Source organism: Pseudomonas sp. S3_A03 (genome assembly GCF_054668275.1).
Window position 1 is genome coordinate 2,695,876 of sequence record NZ_CP162753.1, and the last position, 15,618, is coordinate 2,711,493.

At 61.9% G+C, this 15,618-nt stretch carries 16 protein-coding genes and 2 pseudogenes; 9 read left to right on the forward strand and 9 right to left on the reverse strand.

All coding sequences use genetic code 11. The features are described 5' to 3' along the window. Positions 1-68: 68 nt before the first annotated feature. The 3 genes and pseudogenes from AB4O25_RS12225 (at position 69) to AB4O25_RS12235 (ending at position 3,328) form a co-directional block, all read left to right on the forward strand. On the forward strand, positions 69-383 hold the full coding sequence (locus tag AB4O25_RS12225; protein ID WP_065876710.1) for a PepSY domain-containing protein: 315 nt from the start codon (positions 69-71) through the stop codon (positions 381-383). A gap of 150 nt (positions 384-533) precedes the next feature. Next, positions 534-1,554 (forward strand): annotated as a pseudogene (locus AB4O25_RS12230) (transporter). Between the two features lie 157 nt (positions 1,555-1,711). Further along, a complete protein-coding gene (locus tag AB4O25_RS12235) occupies positions 1,712-3,328 on the forward strand; it encodes an inorganic phosphate transporter (protein ID WP_065876709.1) in 1,617 nt (538 codons plus the stop codon). Between the two features lie 60 nt (positions 3,329-3,388). On the opposite strand, the gene AB4O25_RS12240 is transcribed toward AB4O25_RS12235, so the two are convergent. The 3 genes and pseudogenes from AB4O25_RS12240 to AB4O25_RS12250 form a co-directional block, all read right to left on the reverse strand. Further along, positions 3,389-4,363 (reverse strand): 5-oxoprolinase subunit C family protein, encoded by a 975-nt coding sequence (locus AB4O25_RS12240; protein WP_460150895.1) that lies wholly within the window; start codon positions 4,361-4,363, stop codon positions 3,389-3,391. Beyond that, positions 4,360-5,239, reverse strand: a pseudogene (locus AB4O25_RS12245) (5-oxoprolinase subunit B family protein). Before AB4O25_RS12245 ends, AB4O25_RS12240 begins: the two are co-directional and overlap by 4 nt. Beyond that, positions 5,232-6,038: a 5-oxoprolinase subunit PxpA gene (locus AB4O25_RS12250; protein ID WP_065876707.1), complete on the reverse strand. Its 807-nt coding sequence runs from the start codon at positions 6,036-6,038 to the stop codon at positions 5,232-5,234. Before AB4O25_RS12250 ends, AB4O25_RS12245 begins: the two are co-directional and overlap by 8 nt. 117 nt (positions 6,039-6,155) lie before the next feature. Between AB4O25_RS12250 and AB4O25_RS12255 the strand changes: the two genes are divergently transcribed. Next, on the forward strand, positions 6,156-7,073 hold the full coding sequence (locus AB4O25_RS12255) for a LysR family transcriptional regulator (RefSeq protein ID WP_026067362.1): 918 nt from the start codon (positions 6,156-6,158) through the stop codon (positions 7,071-7,073). Here the strand turns inward: AB4O25_RS12255 and AB4O25_RS12260 are convergent. Beyond that, positions 7,070-7,966, reverse strand: coding sequence for a LysR family transcriptional regulator (locus tag AB4O25_RS12260; RefSeq protein WP_017529116.1), 897 nt, complete (start codon positions 7,964-7,966; stop codon positions 7,070-7,072). The genes AB4O25_RS12255 and AB4O25_RS12260 overlap by 4 nt on opposite strands. A 107-nt stretch (positions 7,967-8,073) precedes the next feature. On the opposite strand from AB4O25_RS12260, the gene AB4O25_RS12265 reads away from it, so the two are divergent. Further along, positions 8,074-8,832, forward strand: a complete 759-nt coding sequence (locus AB4O25_RS12265) for an SDR family NAD(P)-dependent oxidoreductase (RefSeq protein WP_017529117.1) — start codon at positions 8,074-8,076, stop codon at positions 8,830-8,832. On the opposite strand, the gene AB4O25_RS12270 is transcribed toward AB4O25_RS12265, so the two are convergent. Continuing rightward, the gene (locus AB4O25_RS12270; RefSeq protein ID WP_065876706.1) at positions 8,731-9,243 is read right to left on the reverse strand and encodes a multidrug/biocide efflux PACE transporter; all 513 of its coding nucleotides are present in this window, start codon (positions 9,241-9,243) and stop codon (positions 8,731-8,733) included. The genes AB4O25_RS12265 and AB4O25_RS12270 overlap by 102 nt on opposite strands. A gap of 88 nt (positions 9,244-9,331) precedes the next feature. On the opposite strand from AB4O25_RS12270, the gene AB4O25_RS12275 reads away from it, so the two are divergent. Beyond that, complete coding sequence (locus AB4O25_RS12275; protein WP_065876705.1) at positions 9,332-10,186, forward strand: LysR family transcriptional regulator; 855 nt, start codon at positions 9,332-9,334, stop codon at positions 10,184-10,186. Between the two features lie 129 nt (positions 10,187-10,315). On the opposite strand, the gene AB4O25_RS12280 is transcribed toward AB4O25_RS12275, so the two are convergent. The 3 genes from AB4O25_RS12280 to AB4O25_RS12290 form a co-directional block, all read right to left on the reverse strand. Continuing rightward, positions 10,316-11,539 carry an RNA polymerase sigma factor gene (locus AB4O25_RS12280; protein WP_460150970.1) on the reverse strand — a complete coding sequence of 408 codons (1,224 nt, stop codon included), beginning with the start codon at positions 11,537-11,539 and terminating at the stop codon, positions 10,316-10,318. Between the two features lie 146 nt (positions 11,540-11,685). Beyond that, on the reverse strand, positions 11,686-12,030 hold the full coding sequence (locus AB4O25_RS12285) for a YciI family protein (protein ID WP_017529121.1): 345 nt from the start codon (positions 12,028-12,030) through the stop codon (positions 11,686-11,688). 42 nt (positions 12,031-12,072) lie between these two features. Further along, on the reverse strand, positions 12,073-12,492 hold the full coding sequence (locus tag AB4O25_RS12290; RefSeq protein WP_017529122.1) for a YybH family protein: 420 nt from the start codon (positions 12,490-12,492) through the stop codon (positions 12,073-12,075). A gap of 143 nt (positions 12,493-12,635) precedes the next feature. On the opposite strand from AB4O25_RS12290, the gene AB4O25_RS12295 reads away from it, so the two are divergent. Both AB4O25_RS12295 and AB4O25_RS12300 read left to right on the forward strand, forming a co-directional pair. Beyond that, positions 12,636-13,151: a GNAT family N-acetyltransferase gene (locus AB4O25_RS12295; protein ID WP_017529123.1), complete on the forward strand. Its 516-nt coding sequence runs from the start codon at positions 12,636-12,638 to the stop codon at positions 13,149-13,151. Positions 13,152-13,193: 42 nt separating this feature from the next. Continuing rightward, the gene (locus AB4O25_RS12300; RefSeq protein ID WP_017529124.1) at positions 13,194-13,448 is read left to right on the forward strand and encodes a helix-turn-helix domain-containing protein; all 255 of its coding nucleotides are present in this window, start codon (positions 13,194-13,196) and stop codon (positions 13,446-13,448) included. Positions 13,449-13,654: 206 nt separating this feature from the next. Here AB4O25_RS12300 and AB4O25_RS12305 read toward each other — a convergent pair whose 3' ends face one another. Further along, positions 13,655-14,137 carry a GyrI-like domain-containing protein gene (locus tag AB4O25_RS12305; protein WP_017529125.1) on the reverse strand — a complete coding sequence of 161 codons (483 nt, stop codon included), beginning with the start codon at positions 14,135-14,137 and terminating at the stop codon, positions 13,655-13,657. Between the two features lie 195 nt (positions 14,138-14,332). On the opposite strand from AB4O25_RS12305, the gene alaC reads away from it, so the two are divergent. After that, on the forward strand, positions 14,333-15,544 hold the full coding sequence (gene alaC, locus AB4O25_RS12310) for an alanine transaminase (protein WP_460150896.1): 1,212 nt from the start codon (positions 14,333-14,335) through the stop codon (positions 15,542-15,544). The last annotated feature ends 74 nt before the right edge of the window (positions 15,545-15,618 follow it).

A 15,618-nucleotide genomic window follows, 5' to 3' on the forward strand; every position in this document is an offset into this window, starting at 1 on the left:
AAGCGTGAATTAAGTTGCGCGGGATAACCTGATCCCACTTAAACAGCTCACCCCCAGAAGGACACACCATGAAAACCATGACCACTTTGTTCGCCGCCGCGGCCCTGACTCTGACTGCCGGCCTGGCCCAGGCTGATGTTCGTCCGGACCACATCGAAGGCTTGGTCAAATCCGGCGCCGTCATGCAGTTCGACAAACTCAACGCAGCCGCCGTAGCCACCCACCCAGGGGCGACGATTACCGATACCGAACTGGACACCAAACACGGTGTAGCCAATGAATATGTGTACGAAGTCGACCTGACTGACACGGCGGGCAAGAAGTTTGAAGTCAAGCTCGACGCCAAGACCGGCGCCGTACTCGAAAACAAGCAAGACACTTGAGTCACCCCGCTGTAAAACCGCGCCACCTTCGGGTGGCGCGGTTTTTTTATGGGCGCCGCTAAACCGTCACATAACCGTCATACCGCCTTGCAATGATTCGCCCACGCGATCCTGTGAAACGTCCTACAGGCGCTTTCTCTGCGAGCCTCCATGAACCACAGCATTGACCACAGCCATCAGGACTCCGATCTGTTTGGCTTGCTTTACGGTTTTCGTTTTCGCCCAGGTGAAAAAGGCGGAACAGATTGATTCAGCCGCTGCGCTGGCGGCGCTGACAAGCCCTCAAGACCCCGAAGAGTTTTTGTGGCTGCACCTGAACCTGGCCCACGCCGCCTGTGAGCGCTGGATGCAGACGCACCTGCAATTGCCCGAAGAGTTCTTCGAAGCCCTGCACGAGGGCTCGCGCTCCACGCGGATCGAGCACGTCGACTCGGCCTTGTTGGCGGTGGTCAACGACGTGGTGTTCAACTTCAGCAGTTTAGTTTCGTCGGACATTTCCACGCTGTGGGTATGCGCCCGCAGCCGCCTGTTGGTCAGCGCGCGCCTGCAACCGCTGCACTCGGTGGACAAACTGCGCTCATCGGTAAAGGCCGGTGAGCGCTTTCGCTCGCCCCTGGAGTTGCTGGTGCATTTGCTGCGCGACCAGGGCGAAGTACTCACGCAGATCGTGCGCAAGACCAGCCTCAGCGTCGACCATATCGAAGACCAGTTGCTGTCCTCGCGCCTGTCCACCAACCGCGCTGAGCTGGGCGCCGCGCGCCGCGTGCTGGTGCGCCTGCAGCGCCTGCTGGCGCTGGAGCCGGGGTCGCTGCTGCGCCTGCTCAACCGTCCACCGCAATGGCTGCAAAAGGAAGACGTCAAGGAACTGCGCAAATCCACCGAGGAATTTGCGCTGGTCATCAACGACCTGACGGCCTTGGGCGAACGAATCAAGTTATTGCAGGAAGAGATCGCCGCCAACCTCAACGAGCAAAGCAACCGCACGTTGTTCACCCTCACGGTGGTCACGGTGCTGGCGTTGCCGATCAACATCATCGCCGGTTTCTTTGGCATGAACGTGGGCGGTGTACCGCTTTCACAAGACCCCGAGGGGTTCTGGATTCTGGTGGCGCTGGTCGCGACATTCACGCTGATCGCGGGGCGCTGGGCCTTTCGCAAATTCTCGAATTGAAAGGCGACCGGCTGTGGGAAGGGGTAGATCGCAGGGCTCTACGGGGTGTTGTAGACGAGCGGCATAGCCAATTTCACAAACAGTGACTTATCGCAGCATCTCTGTAACATTCTGCAATGACTATGAACGACATCCTTCATTACCTGGATGCTCCGGCATGGCCACCCCTTCCCTGACTGCTTCCACACACACCTCGACTGCCAACCCCAAACCCAGGCTGGACAAGAAACCCGGCCTGGTGACGGTGATCATTTTCTTCGCCGTGCTCGCCATGGGCCTGCTGTTCACCGCCTACAGCCTGATGCACGACATGAGGGAGCTGGGCACGGTGGTCACCACCTGGACGCCGTTCCTGCTGCTGGGCGTGGCGCTGCTGATCGCCCTCGGCTTTGAGTTCGTCAATGGCTTCCACGACACCGCCAACGCGGTGGCGACGGTGATCTACACCAACTCGCTGCCGCCGCATTTCGCGGTGGTGTGGTCGGGTTTCTTCAATTTCCTCGGGGTGCTGCTGTCCAGCGGCGCGGTGGCCTTCGGCATCATCGCCCTGCTGCCCGTCGAGCTGATTTTGCAGGTGGGCTCCTCGGCCGGCTTCGCAATGATTTTTGCGCTGCTGATCGCCGCGATCCTGTGGAACCTGGGTACCTGGTGGCTGGGCCTGCCGGCGTCGTCGTCCCATACACTGATCGGTTCGATCATCGGCGTGGGCGTGGCCAATGCCCTGATGCACGGGCGTGACGGCACCAGCGGTGTGGACTGGAGCCAGGCGATCAAGATCGGTTACGCGCTGCTCCTGTCGCCACTGATCGGCTTCGCGTTTGCCGCATTGCTGTTGCTGGCCCTGCGCGCCTTCGTGAAAAACCGCGCGCTGTACAAGGCCCCCAAAGGTGACACCCCGCCGCCATGGTGGATTCGCGGCATGCTGATCGCCACCTGCACCGGTGTGTCGTTCGCCCACGGTTCCAACGACGGGCAAAAAGGCATGGGGCTGATCATGTTGATCCTGGTCGGCACCCTGCCGATGGCCTACGCACTGAACCGCACGATGCCGGCCGAGCAATCGTTGCAGTTTGCGGCGGTGGCGGAAGTCACCCAGGTGGCCTTGATGAAAACCGCGCCGCAGGCACTGGCGGCTGACCCACGGCCGATCCTGTCGACCTACGTGCGCACCAAGGAAGCCACCCCGCAACTGGTACCGGCCCTGGCGGCCCTCACCGGGCATATCGGCGAAGAGGTAAAAGGCTACGGCTCCCTGGCCAAGGTCCCCGCCGAAGCGGTGGGTAACGTACGTAACGACATGTACCTGACCAGCGAAACCATCCGCTTGATGGACAAGGGCAAAGTCGGCAATTTTGACGCCGACACCCAAGGCAAGCTGCAACTGTTCAAGCAACAGATCGATAACTCCACGCGCTTTATTCCGCTGTGGGTCAAGATCGCCGTGGCCATCGCATTGGGCCTGGGCACCATGGTCGGCTGGAAGCGCATCGTGGTCACCGTCGGCGAAAAAATCGGCAAGACCCACATGACCTACGCCCAGGGCGCCTCGGCGGAAACCGTGGCGATGCTGACCATCGGCGCGGCGGATATGTATGGGTTGCCGGTATCGACCACCCATGTGTTGTCGTCCGGTGTGGCGGGCACCATGGTGGCCAATGGCGGTGGGTTGCAGATGCGGACCATCCGCAATCTGTTGATGGCCTGGGTGTTGACATTGCCGGCAGCGATTCTTCTGTCGGGCAGCCTCTACTGGCTGTTCACCAAGCTTTTCTGACACACCATCGCTTGAATGTGGAAGGGGGCTTGCTCCCTTCCACATGAGTACCGTGCGGTGTCAGTGACTAAAGAGTGCAGCCATCGCCTTCAGCCGTTTTTTGTACACCCGCCGCGCCTCCAACGCTTCCTCCAGCGTCACCGCCACAAACCCCGCCCGCTGGTTCGGCTGCATCTGCCCGATCAAATCCAGGTCGGCACTGATCACCGTGCCGATCATTGCGTAGCCGCCGCCCGACACCGCATCGCGATGCAACACGATCGGTTCCAGCCCCGCCGGCACCTGGATCGAGCCGATGGGGTAGCAACTGTCGACGATATTCGAAGGGTCCGAGCCCGCACCAAATGGCTGCTCCCGTGGCTGGAAGCTCAGCGCGCTGCCGCCCTTGAAGCGATAACCGATGCGGTCGGCTTCGGAGCCGACTGTCCACGGCTCGGCAAAAAAGCTGTGTTTGGCCGTATCCATCAGGCGTTCGTAATACAGACCGGGCACCACGCGCAGGGTAATGTCGCCGCCCACCGAGCGCCGCAAAGCCATCGGCAGGCTGTTACCCGCCCGGCCCTGCCCGCTCGCCACGCCGATGGGCAGTTCGTCGCCCTCCTGCACACGCCGCCCGTGAAACCCACCCAGTGCGCCGAGGGTATAAGTGGAGCGGCTGCCGAGCACCTGCGGCACGTCGATGCCACCGGCCACCGCAAGGTACGTGCGCGCACCGGCCTGGGGAAATTCGAAGCGCAATACCTGCCCCGCGCGCACGTGAAAGGCGGTGTCCTGGTGCACCACTTCACCGTCCAGACGCGGCGACATCAGTGCGCCGCTTAACGCCACTAACGCATCCTGCCGGAACGCCAACTCAGGCCCGATCAACGTGCACTCCAGGCCCGCCGCGCCGAGTGGGTTGCCCACCAGATGGTTGGCCGCGCTCAACGCATATTGGTCCAGCGCGCCCGAAGGCGGGATGCCCAAGTGGTAATAACCTTCGCGCCCAAGGTCCTGCACGGAGGTGGCGAGACCGGGCTTGAGCACTTTGATCATGCCAACGCCTCCTGCAGGGTTTTCGGATAACCGATCGGGTCGGCGAGGAACGCATCGAGGGAAAACTCCACCGGGCGGATACGCAGGTCGAAACGTCCCGCGTCCACCTCGGCGAGGGCCCGGTCGTAGGCTTCGCGGTCAATCGGTTTGAACTGCACGATGTCACCGGGGCGGAAGAACACCATATGTTCCTTGAGGTAGGCCAACTGCTGCGCCGGGTCATAGATCGGTGCCGGGGTCACGCCGAACATCTGGTAACCGCCGGCGCCGCGCACCGAGTAGATACAACCGAAACAACCGCCGTGCCCCAGGGTGAGTTTCGGTGTGTCGGTGCGTGGGCGCAGGTACTTGGGCACCTGCAATTGCCGCGCGCGCTCGACCATCTGGAACATGAACGGCAGACCCGCAACAAACCCGACCATCGACACAAACCACGGCGCACCGCTGTGGGCGGCGATAAACGCGTCCACATCGGCCAGGCCATTGATGCGTGCGGCGTACTCCAGGTCGGTACCGCTGGGGGTCTTGATGGCGGTCGCGAAAACGCATCAAGGTCTCCAAGGTCCAGGGGTCGTTGTAGAGCACCGGGATTTCGATGATGCGCGTGTGCAGACGGCGTTCGGCCACGGCCTGGGCTTCGGCGCTTTGCACGGCGTCGAGCAGCACATGAGGCGCGATGCGGTCGGGGTCGAAGCGGACCTGGAACGAGGCGTTGGCCAGGCACACATCCAGCACACCGTCCAGCGCCAGGCGTTCCACCGCGCGGGTCACGGCCATGCCCTTGAAAAAGGCCTCCAGCGACATGCTGTCGCTGACCTCGGCAAACAGGTGTTCATCACCGCCGAAGCTGTAGCGGATGGGCGACGTTTCAGCCATGGGTGTTCCTCGGGTGGGATGAGCGGGCCTGCCCGATGACACAAGCCGCGTTGCGCACCGCAATCCCCGCTTGGTCCAACGCTTCGCGGGTGGCTTCCACCAGTTCCAGCGCACCGGGGGTGTCGCTGTGCAGGCAGATCGAATCGAACTCGATAACCAGGTCTTCGCCTTCCACGGTTCGCACCAGCCCGGTCTGGCAAGCCCGCAGCACACGTGCCGCGACCGTTGCGGGGTCCAACGCCCGGACCTTACGGGTAAACACAATGGAGCCGCTCAGATCATATTCACGATCGGCATAAAATTCGCGCACCACCGGGTGCCCAAGCTCCTTGGCGACCTGCCAGATCACCGAGTTGGGCATGCAGTACAGCAGCAGCGTCGGCTCGACGACTTGCAGGTTTTGCACCAGCAGTCGCGCGGCTTCTTCGTCGCGGGCCAAGTGCATGTAGAGCGCGCCGTGGGGCTTGATGTGTTGCAGGCTGACGCCCTGGGCACGGGCAATTTCACGCAGGGCGCCCAGTTGGTAGAGCATGTCGTCCACCAATTCCTGGGCCGGCGCATTGATGTGCCTGCGGCCAAACCCCACCAGGTCGCGAAAGCCTGGGTGCGCGCCGATGGCCACGCCCAGTTGCTTGGCGCGTTCGACGGTACGGCGCATGGTGCCGGGGTCGCCGGCATGGAAGCCGGTGGCGATATTGGCCGAGCTGATATAGGCCATCAGTTCTGCATCGACACCATCGCCGATGGTCCAGGGGCCGAAGCCTTCGCCCATGTCCGAGTTGAAATCCACTGCCTGCATCAAGGTCGCTCCGCCAAGGTGATGCTGGAAAAGTAGGCGCGGCTTGACCCCTTGGGAAGATCTATTATCAGATGGCCCTTCTTCTGAAAAACAGATAACCCGATGCTGGGAGCGATGATGTCCCTGACCTTGCGCCAAGTGCGTTACTTCATCGCCACCGCCGAGATCGGCCAGATCTCCCAGGCGGCGATTCACCTGAATATCTCCCAGTCGGCGGTGACCACGGCGATCAAGGAGCTGGAGGCGATGCTCGGCGTGCAGCTGTTTGTGCGCTCGGCCCAGGGCATGAACCTGACCGACGCCGGGCGGCATTTTCTCAACCGCGCCTATGTGATTGCGCGCAGTGTCGACGATGCGTTGAACAGCCCCCTGCCCGACCATCGCGCCAGCGGCGTACTGCGCCTGGCCGCCAGTTACACGGTGCTCGGTTACTTCCTGCCCCACCACTTGCAGCGCCTGGAGCATTGGCATCCGGACGTGACCATCGAGGTGTTCGAGCAGGAGCGCCAGGCCATCGAACAGGGCTTGCTCGACGGCCAGTTCGACATGGCCGTGGTGCTCACTGCCAACCTGACCCACCCCGATATCGTCTCCGAAATCCTGTTTAACTCGGAACGGCGCCTGTGGCTGCCCAGCCATCACCCACTGTGCGAACACGCCAGCGTCAGCCTGGCCGAGGTGGCCCGGCACCCCTACATCCTGCTCACCGTGGATGAAGCCGAACACAGCGCCATGCGCTACTGGGAACAGGCCGGGCAGACACCCAAGGTGCGGCTGCGCACCAGTTCGGTGGAGGCGGTACGCAGCATGGTCGCCAACGGCAGCGGCGTGGCGATCCTGTCAGACCTGGTGCACCGGCCCTGGTCACTGGAAGGCAAGCGCATCGAAACCCTGACCGTCACCGACCCCGTCACGCCCATGAGCGTCGGCCTGGCCTGGCACCGCGAGCGTGCGTTTACCCCGGCGATGCAGGCGCTGCGCGATTACTTCCACGACGCGTTCCTGGCGCCGCAGCAGTTGTCGGCGCGGCGTTAAAGATGGGTTTGCACGATGGCCGCCAACCAGTCCATGAACACCCGCACCCGCAATGGCAAATGCCGCTGCCCGGCGTAGAGTAACGACACGTCCAGGGGCGGCGCCGGGTACTGCGGCAGTACCGCGATCAGCTCGCCGCTGGCCAACTCATCGCCGATGCCCAGGGCCGGCACCTGGATAATCCCGAAGCCGCCCAGGCACGCCGACTTGTACGCATCGGTGCTGCTGACAGTGACACGCCCAGCCATGGGGATACGTTGCACTTTGTTGCCTTGCAGGTATTCGAACCCCGCCGAGCGCGAACCCAACGGTCGCACGTAGTGCACCAAGTGGTGGCCGGCCAAGTCAGCCAGGGTTTGCGGCACACCAAAGCGTTGCAGGTAGGCGGCGCTGACACAGTTGATCATCGGCATGCTGCACAGCAGCCGCGCCACCACCGTCTGGTCCGGTTGCGCGCCGACCCGCAACACGCAATCAAACCCTTCGGCGAGCAGGTCGACCTGGCGGTCGGTGGTGCTGATTTCCAGCTCGATCAGCGGGTGCGCGGCCATGAACTGCGGCAGGCGCGGCAAGATCAAATCGCGGGCCATCACGTTGGGCATGTCCACACGGATGCGCCCGGCCAACTGCGCTTCATCCTGGCGGAACAGGCCTTCCAGCTCGTCCATATGGGCCAGCAGATCCTTGCTGCGCTCATACAAAACGCGGCCGTCCTGGGTGGCTTGCACCTTGCGCGTGGTGCGTTGCAACAGGCGCGCACCGAGCAGTTCTTCCAATGCCTGCACATGCTCGGACACCGTGGAGCGCGGCAGCCCCAGGCTCTCGCCGGCCTGGGTAAAACTCGACAGTTCGGTAACGCGCACAAAGGTGCGCAGCAACTCCAACTTGTTCATGGATTGTTCGCCTTATCCGGCCAGTGATTCCGGTTCTGCTCTGTTTATCACGTTATAAGCGGACAAATACACTCGGTCCCACGCTCACATCTGAAGAGGACTGCACCATGACCCGTAAAATCGCACTCATCACCGGCGCCAGCCGTGGCCTGGGCAAGAACGCCGCGCTGCATCTGGCGGCGCAAGGCGTCGACATCATCGGCACTTACCACAGCAAGGCCGACGAAGCACAAGCCTTGGTAGCGCAGATCGAACAATTGGGTGGCCGCGCCGCCATGCTCAAGCTGGACGTGAGCCAGAGCGCGACCTTCGGCGCTTTCGTCGGTGAAGTGGCCGGCGTGCTCAAGGAAGTTTTCGCACAGGATCACTTCGACTTTCTGATCAATAACGCCGGTATCGGCATTCACGCCAGCTTTGCTGAAACCACCGAGGAGCAGTTCGATCAACTGGTGGCGATTCAATTCAAGGGCCCTTTCTTCCTGACCCAGAAGTTGCTGCCGTTGATCCGCGACGGTGGGCGCATCCTTAACGTCTCCAGCGGCCTGGCGCGCTTCAGCCTGCCAGGTTACGCGGCCTATGCGGCGATGAAAGGCGCGATGGAAGTGCTGACCCGCTACCAGGCCAAGGAATTGGGCGGGCGCGGCATCAGCGTCAACGTCCTCGCACCCGGCGCCATCGAGACCGATTTCGGCGGCGGCGCCGTGCGCGACAACGCCAGCCTGAATGCCATGGTCGCCAACAACACCGCGCTGGGCCGCGCCGGTTTACCGGATGACATTGGCGGGGCCATCGCCAGCCTGTTGGCCGACGGCAGCCACTGGATCACCGGCCAACGGATCGAGGCTTCGGGCGGTATGTTTTTGTAGGAGCTTTTCGCGCAGCACGTCATACCCCCAGTGATACACATAGGTATACGGCAGGAAGAACAGCAGTATGCCGATGTCGAGGACAAACGCCTGCAACAGGCTGATCTTCAGCCACGCCGCGATCAACGGCACGCACACCAGGATCAGCCCGCCTTCGAACAGCAACGCATGAAGCACGCGGGTCCAGGCGGTGTTGGCCAGTTGCAGGCGCACCTTGAGGCGGTCGAACAGGCCGTTGAAAATCACGTTCCATGTCAGCGCCATAAGGCTGATCGCCAGGGTGACCATGCCCATTTCCAGGGCCGGCTTGCCCATGATCCACGCCAGCAAGGGCGTACAGATCAACAACGCCAAGGCTTCGAAACCAATGGCTTGGCACACGCGTTCAGCGATGGATTTGGTAGGGCTCATGACCGGTCTCCGTGAGTGAGGAAGGTTGCCATGATTACCCCTTGTCTCGATACTTCATAACCAATAACCATCGATCAAGGCGATAGTCATGGCCTCTCATGAAGTGCTGCAGGCGTTTGTCCAGGCGGCGACCCAAGGCTCGTTTTCCGCAGCCGCGCGCAAGCTGGGCAAGAGCCAGTCCACCGTCAGCGCGGCAGTGGCCAGCCTGGAGATTGACTTGGATGTGGTGCTGTTCGACCGCAGCAGCCGCAAACCAGCCCTCACCCCCGCCGGCCATGTGTTGCTGCAACGCGCCGAGCAGGTGCTGGAGGCCAGCAGCCGCCTGGAACTGGCGGCGAGCCAGTTGGCCCAGGGCCTGGAGCCGAAGCTGACCATCGCCATGTCCGATACCTACCAATCCGACCGTTTCGAGTGCGCCCTCAGCGCATTTGAACAGCGCTATCCGGACCTAGAGCTGGAATGCCTGATCGCCGAATGCGAAGACTTGATTGCCTTGGTGCAGAGCGGTCGGGCGCAGATTGCGTTTATTGAGCACCAGGCGGTTTACCCGCCGGACCTGACCTGCGCAACCGTGGACGAGCGCACGGAAATTGCGTTGTTCGTGTCGCCGAAACACCCGTTGGCGGCGCTCAAGTCCATCACCGCACACGCCCTGCAACAACACCGCGAATTGCGCCTGGCCAGCATCATCAACCCGAATGAAACCCGCGCCACCGGGCGCGTGTGGTCGGCGCCCAGTTACCTGATGCTGATGGAGATGGCTCAACTGGGTTTCGGCTGGGCACCGATTCCGCGCTGGCTGGTAGAGCGGTTTGGCGGCGGGCAACTGGTCGAACTCACCGCACGCAGTTGGCCGCGTTCGGTGGCGGTGGATGCGCTGTGGTCGCGCCACCATGCGCCGGGGCCGGCAGGGAGTTGGTTGTTGGGCAAGATGCTGGAGTGACGAGCACTGCCGTTGCTGACACTGAGATCACCTGTGGGAGGGGGCTTGCTCCCGATGGCGGTGTGACAGTATCCGATGTGCTGGCTGAACCTCCGCTATCGGGAGCAAGCCCCTCCCACAGTTTGATCTTCATTGCATGGACGATTTGAGTTCAGCCAGGCGGCTGTCAAGAAAGCGCTGTTCCGGGACCTGCTGGGTCAGGGACAGGGCTTTTTCGTATGCCAGGCGTGCGTCTTCCCACCGCCCCAACCGCCGGCAGAACTCCCCACGCGCCGAGTGTGCCAAGTGGTAATCGAGCAATTCGCCGCGCGCCAGGATCGCTTCCACCTGCTGCAACCCCGCCAGCGGCCCATCACGCATGGCCAGTGCCACCGCGCGGTTCAACTCGATCACCGGCGACGGCATGGCCCTGAGCAATACATCGTAAAGCCCGACAATTTGCGGCCAGTCCGTTTGCCCTGCGCTCGGCGCCTCGGCATGCACCGCCGCAATCGCCGCTTGCAGGCAGTAGGGGCCGAAGCGCCGCGTGGTCAGCGCGCGTTCGACCAGCGTGCAGCCTTCGGCAATCAGGGACGCATCCCACAACGAGCGGTCCTGTTCATCCAACAGCACCAGTTCGCCATTGGCCGAGGTACGCGCCGCGCGGCGAGATTCGTGCAGCAGCATCAGCGCCAGCAGGCCCATCACTTCCGGTTCCGCCAGCAATTCCATGAGCAAGCGCGTCAGGCGAATGGCTTCGCCGGTTAATGCTTCGCGGGTGAGGTCGGCGCCCATGGACGCCGAATAGCCTTCATTGAACACTAGGTAAATCACGCGCAATACGCTGTCGAGGCGCTCGGGCAATTCGGCCAGGGACGGTACTTGATAGGGGATTTTCGCCTCACGGATCTTGCCCTTGGCGCGCACGATGCGCTGGGCGATGGTGGTGGGCGTGACGAGAAACGCATGGGCAATTTCTTCCGTGGTGAGGTCGCAGATCTCGCGTAAGGTCAGCGCCGCCTGGGCATCAGGTGCCAGCGCGGGATGGCAACAGGTGAAGATCAGGCGCAGGCGATCGTCTTGCACGTCTTCAACGCTCCAGTCGGCCGCTTCCAGTTCGTCGGCCTGCGCTTGCAACAACGGGGTGAACCGCGCCTGGCGGCGCAGGCGGTCGATGGCCTTGAAGCGCCCGGTGGAGACCAGCCAGGCGCGGGGGTTGTTGGGTACGCCGTCCTGCGGCCAGCGTTCGACCGCGACGAAGAACGCCTCGTGGAGGGCTTCTTCGGCGAGGTCGAAATCACCCAGCAGGCGGATCAGCGTGGCGAGCACGCGCCGCGATTCACTGCGGTAGATCGCCTCGATCTGCGGCGTCAATCGCGCATGCCTTCGGTCGAGGCTCTGGCCCCGGCCATTATGAAAACCCATGGCTTGGCGCATTGATCAAGCAGCTGATGGACGGTTCAAACGCGGCAGGTTGTCGGAACATGGGAAAAACCTCCTGATTGTTGGGATTGTTGTACTCAGAGATTCAATTCGCGCACCGGGCGCACTTCCACGCTGCCGACCCGAGCAGCCGGGATGCCGCCGGCTACCTGGAGCGCTTCGTTAAGGTCCCGGGCTTCGATCAGGTAAAAGCCGGCGAGCTGCTCCTTGGTTTCGGCAAACGGCCCGTCGGTGATCGACAGCTTGCCGTTGCGCATGCGCACGGTGGTGGCGGTGCTCACTGACTCCAGCGGCTCGGCGGCAAGCATGCGCCCGCTGGCCTGGATGGCCTGGGCGTAAGCGAGGCATTCCGGGTCGGCAGGGCTGTCGGGCGAGGTGTGCAGCACCTGTTCGTTGCTGTAGATCAGGCACAGGTATTTCATGGCGTTCTCCGTTTTCGGACTATTGACTATAGTTCGCGACGCTCAAGGTTTCAGGTCGAACAGCGCGGTGCCTGTCGCCATATCGAACGGGGCCGACCAATGCTCATGCACCACTTTCCATTCGCCGTTGAATCGCTGATAACCGGCGGTGACGCGCATCCAGCAGGCCTTTACCTCGCCATCCGGCCCGGCGCCGCCGCAATGGGCCAGCCAGTGGGCAAAGGCGCTGTCCTGGGCCTGCACGATGCGCAGTTCGTGGAACTCGAAAATACCGGGGCCAGGGCAATGCTCCATGCACGCCTTCCAGTGTTCGCGGTAAGCGGCCTTGCCCTTGAATTGCAGGGCGCTAACGGCGTCGAACGAGACGATATCGTCGGCGTAATAGCTGACAATTTTGTCGATATCACGGGCCAGTACGGCGTGTTTCCAGTGTTCGATCAGGGTGTTGATTGCAGTGCTCATGGTGTTGACTCCTGGGATGGAAAATCATGGAAGACACCCTTAGTCGAACGCGCCGTGGGCCAATCGACAGACCGCTGAAAATAATTTCAACCCCGCCAAACCCGATAGACTGCGGCCTTACTTGCAGCCGTTCGGACACCCCGATGCACACCCGCCTGGTCGATTACGCGGCGCTGACAGCCACACAGCAACAGCACGTCAGCGCCATCGAAGTGCATCCCGAGCAGTTACCGTTTTGCGGCGACATGTATTGCGCGCTCAATAGCCTGTTGGCTAAACCCAGCCCCGGCGTCAAAGGCTTTGCGCTGCTGGCCGATGATTTCCCCGTGGCCTTCCTGTTGCTCAAGCGCCCGCCGTGCCTGCCGCACTGGGCCGACGAACACAGCGCCACGCTGCATGCCTTGCAGGTGGATCGCCGGCAACAGGGCCGTGGGTTCGGCAAGGCGTGCCTGCAGGCATTGCCGGCGGCGGCGCTTGAGGCGTGGCCGCAGATCAAGGCGTTGGAGTTGTCGGTGGATACCGACAATGTGGCGGCGATGGGCTTGTATCTGGGGCTCGGATGGGTGGACAGCGGCGAGGCCTATAAAGGGCGGGTGGGCTACGAGCGCAGGTTGAGGTGGGTGTTTGGTCGGGCCACCGTTGACACTGCCGAAATGTAACGTATATATGACTTCACCTTTCAAAAGTAACGAATACGTAACATGGACGCCTCGGTTATTACCCAACGACTCGGTCATCAAATCCGCGCCATGCGCCTCAATCGGGGCTATAAACAGGCCGACCTGGCGAAGCTTGCGGGCATTACCCGGCAGAAACTGATTGAAATTGAACAAGGAAGCCTCTCGGTTTCCATGAATGCTTACGCCCGGGTGATGGCGGCCTTGGGCAGCGAGGTCAAATTGGTACCCGTGACCCTGCCGACGCTGGAGGAGTTAGAGGATTTGTTCGATGAATAGCCCAACGCTTCGAGTGCGTACCCCAAACACGCATCCAGACGTTCCTCCAGACGCTTGAAGTCGTGCTCAAGCGCGAAGACGATTACTGCCGGTCAGCGCCTGAAGTGGCGAAAGCCATACGGCAATCCGCTGAGGTTTACCAACGCAGCTTTGGTGGCTGAGGTGCCTCTGCAGGCGCCAGCAAGCCGGCACCCGCATGATTGCAGTCAGCCGCGCTCTCCAACCGGTAACCAGATCTCCACTGTGCCCGTGCCTTTGCGCGCATCAAAATCGGCGCTGTAGCGCTCGAAATCCGCGCCCATCACCTTGTAGCCCGAGTGCGGCAGCCACTCGAACATGATGCGCTCGTAGGTCTGTTCCAACGCCTGCACCGGGCCGTGATGCGGGAACACGGCATAGTTGAGCGGTGGAATTTCGATCACTTCAAAGTTGCTCGGCACCGCGCTTTTGGCCGGGACTTCCACGCCGGCCATGTAATCGAATTCGCCATGGTGGGGGTTATGGCAAACCCCATAGGTCACACCGCCGACACGCTTTTTGATGTCTTTGACGCAGGTGTCGAACAACTCCCACAACCTGGGTATATCGCCGACGGTGGCCTTCGAATAACGCCCTTGTACCCCGGCGATCACCAGCGCCTTGCCTGCTTCCATGCGTGGCTCCAGCGGTTGTCTTGTCTGCTGATCCATACGAACAGTCTCCTTCTTATGAGGGAACAAACCCGCATCGAGTATAGGGGCATTTTCACGCAGCGCTTCAACCGGAAAATTTTCCTACGCATCTAGACAACTGGCCATCACGGACCGTATTGTCTGCCCCGCAGGCCACCGCAGTGGCCGACGTCGCTCGGACGGTTCCGGGCGCTTACGTACTTCGAGGCAACAATGGCCGAACAAGGTTCGCCGCGCCGCTTTGCGCGCATCGATCGACTCCCCCCTTACGTATTCAACATCACTGCCGAGCTGAAGATGGCTGCGCGTCGGCGCGGCGAAGACATCATCGACTTGAGCATGGGTAACCCCGACGGCGCCACGCCGCCGCACATCGTCGAAAAACTCGTGCAAGTGGCCCAGCGTGAAGACACCCACGGCTACTCCACCTCCAAAGGTATTCCGCGGCTGCGCCGGGCGATTTCGCGCTGGTACAAAGACCGCTATGAAGTGGACATCGACCCCGAGTCGGAAGCCATTGTGACCATTGGTTCAAAAGAAGGCCTGGCGCACTTGATGCTGGCCACGCTGGACCAGGGCGACACTGTGCTGGTGCCCAACCCGAGCTACCCGATTCACATCTACGGCGCGGTGATTGCCGGCGCCCAAGTGCGCTCGGTGCCGCTGGTGCCCGGCGTGGACTTCTTCGACGAGCTGGAGCGGGCGATTCGCGGCTCGATCCCCAAGCCGAAGATGATGATTCTCGGCTTCCCGTCCAACCCCACCGCGCAGTGCGTGGAGCTGGATTTCTTTGAACGGGTGATTGCGCTGGCCAAGCAATACGACGTGCTGGTGATCCACGACCTGGCCTACGCCGATATCGTCTACGACGGCTGGAAAGCCCCGTCGATCATGCAGGTGCCGGGCGCCAAGGACGTTGCGGTGGAGTTTTTCACCCTGTCCAAGAGCTACAACATGGCCGGCTGGCGCATCGGCTTTATGGTGGGCAACCCGGAACTGGTCAACGCCCTGGCCCGCATCAAGAGTTACCACGACTACGGCACCTTCACCCCGCTGCAGGTGGCGGCGATTGCGGCATTGGAAGGCGACCAGCAATGCGTGAAAGACATCGCCGAGCAATACCGCCAGCGCCGCAATGTGCTGGTCAAGGGCCTGCATGAGCTGGGTTGGATGGTCGAGAACCCGAAGGCGTCGATGTACGTCTGGGCCAAGATCCCCGAACAGTACGCCGCCATGGGCTCGCTGGAATTTGCCAAGAAGCTGCTGCTGGAGGCCAAGGTGTGCGTGTCACCGGGCATCGGCTTTGGTGAGTATGGGGATGATCATGTGCGCTTTGCGCTGATCGAGAACCAGGACCGGATTCGCCAGGCGGTACGCGGGATTCGCGCGATGTTCCGAGCGGATGGGCTAGTCGCTAAAGCCTGAATCTGACTCGGTCAAAATGTGGGAGCAAGCCCCCTCCCACATTTTAATTGGGTTATCAGCCCGGTTTCATTGGG

What these genes read in the sequence shown, in the direction of transcription:
- AB4O25_RS12295 (WP_017529123.1), top strand. Translation starts at nt 12,636, where the DNA reads ATGCACACCCGCCTGGTCGATTACGCGGCGCTGACAGCCACACAGCAA.
- AB4O25_RS12300 (WP_017529124.1), top strand. Translation starts at nt 13,194, where the DNA reads ATGGACGCCTCGGTTATTACCCAACGACTCGGTCATCAAATCCGCGCC.
- AB4O25_RS12290 (WP_017529122.1), bottom strand. Translation starts at nt 12,492, where the DNA reads ATGAGCACTGCAATCAACACCCTGATCGAACACTGGAAACACGCCGTA.
- AB4O25_RS12285 (WP_017529121.1), bottom strand. Translation starts at nt 12,030, where the DNA reads ATGAAATACCTGTGCCTGATCTACAGCAACGAACAGGTGCTGCACACC.
- AB4O25_RS12225 (WP_065876710.1), top strand. Translation starts at nt 69, where the DNA reads ATGAAAACCATGACCACTTTGTTCGCCGCCGCGGCCCTGACTCTGACT.
- AB4O25_RS12255 (WP_026067362.1), top strand. Translation starts at nt 6,156, where the DNA reads ATGTCCCTGACCTTGCGCCAAGTGCGTTACTTCATCGCCACCGCCGAG.
- AB4O25_RS12270 (WP_065876706.1), bottom strand. Translation starts at nt 9,243, where the DNA reads ATGAGCCCTACCAAATCCATCGCTGAACGCGTGTGCCAAGCCATTGGT.
- AB4O25_RS12275 (WP_065876705.1), top strand. Translation starts at nt 9,332, where the DNA reads ATGGCCTCTCATGAAGTGCTGCAGGCGTTTGTCCAGGCGGCGACCCAA.
- AB4O25_RS12240 (WP_460150895.1), bottom strand. Translation starts at nt 4,363, where the DNA reads ATGATCAAAGTGCTCAAGCCCGGTCTCGCCACCTCCGTGCAGGACCTT.
- AB4O25_RS12235 (WP_065876709.1), top strand. Translation starts at nt 1,712, where the DNA reads ATGGCCACCCCTTCCCTGACTGCTTCCACACACACCTCGACTGCCAAC.
- AB4O25_RS12305 (WP_017529125.1), bottom strand. Translation starts at nt 14,137, where the DNA reads ATGGATCAGCAGACAAGACAACCGCTGGAGCCACGCATGGAAGCAGGC.
- AB4O25_RS12260 (WP_017529116.1), bottom strand. Translation starts at nt 7,966, where the DNA reads ATGAACAAGTTGGAGTTGCTGCGCACCTTTGTGCGCGTTACCGAACTG.
- AB4O25_RS12265 (WP_017529117.1), top strand. Translation starts at nt 8,074, where the DNA reads ATGACCCGTAAAATCGCACTCATCACCGGCGCCAGCCGTGGCCTGGGC.
- AB4O25_RS12250 (WP_065876707.1), bottom strand. Translation starts at nt 6,038, where the DNA reads ATGCAGGCAGTGGATTTCAACTCGGACATGGGCGAAGGCTTCGGCCCC.
- alaC (WP_460150896.1), top strand. Translation starts at nt 14,333, where the DNA reads ATGGCCGAACAAGGTTCGCCGCGCCGCTTTGCGCGCATCGATCGACTC.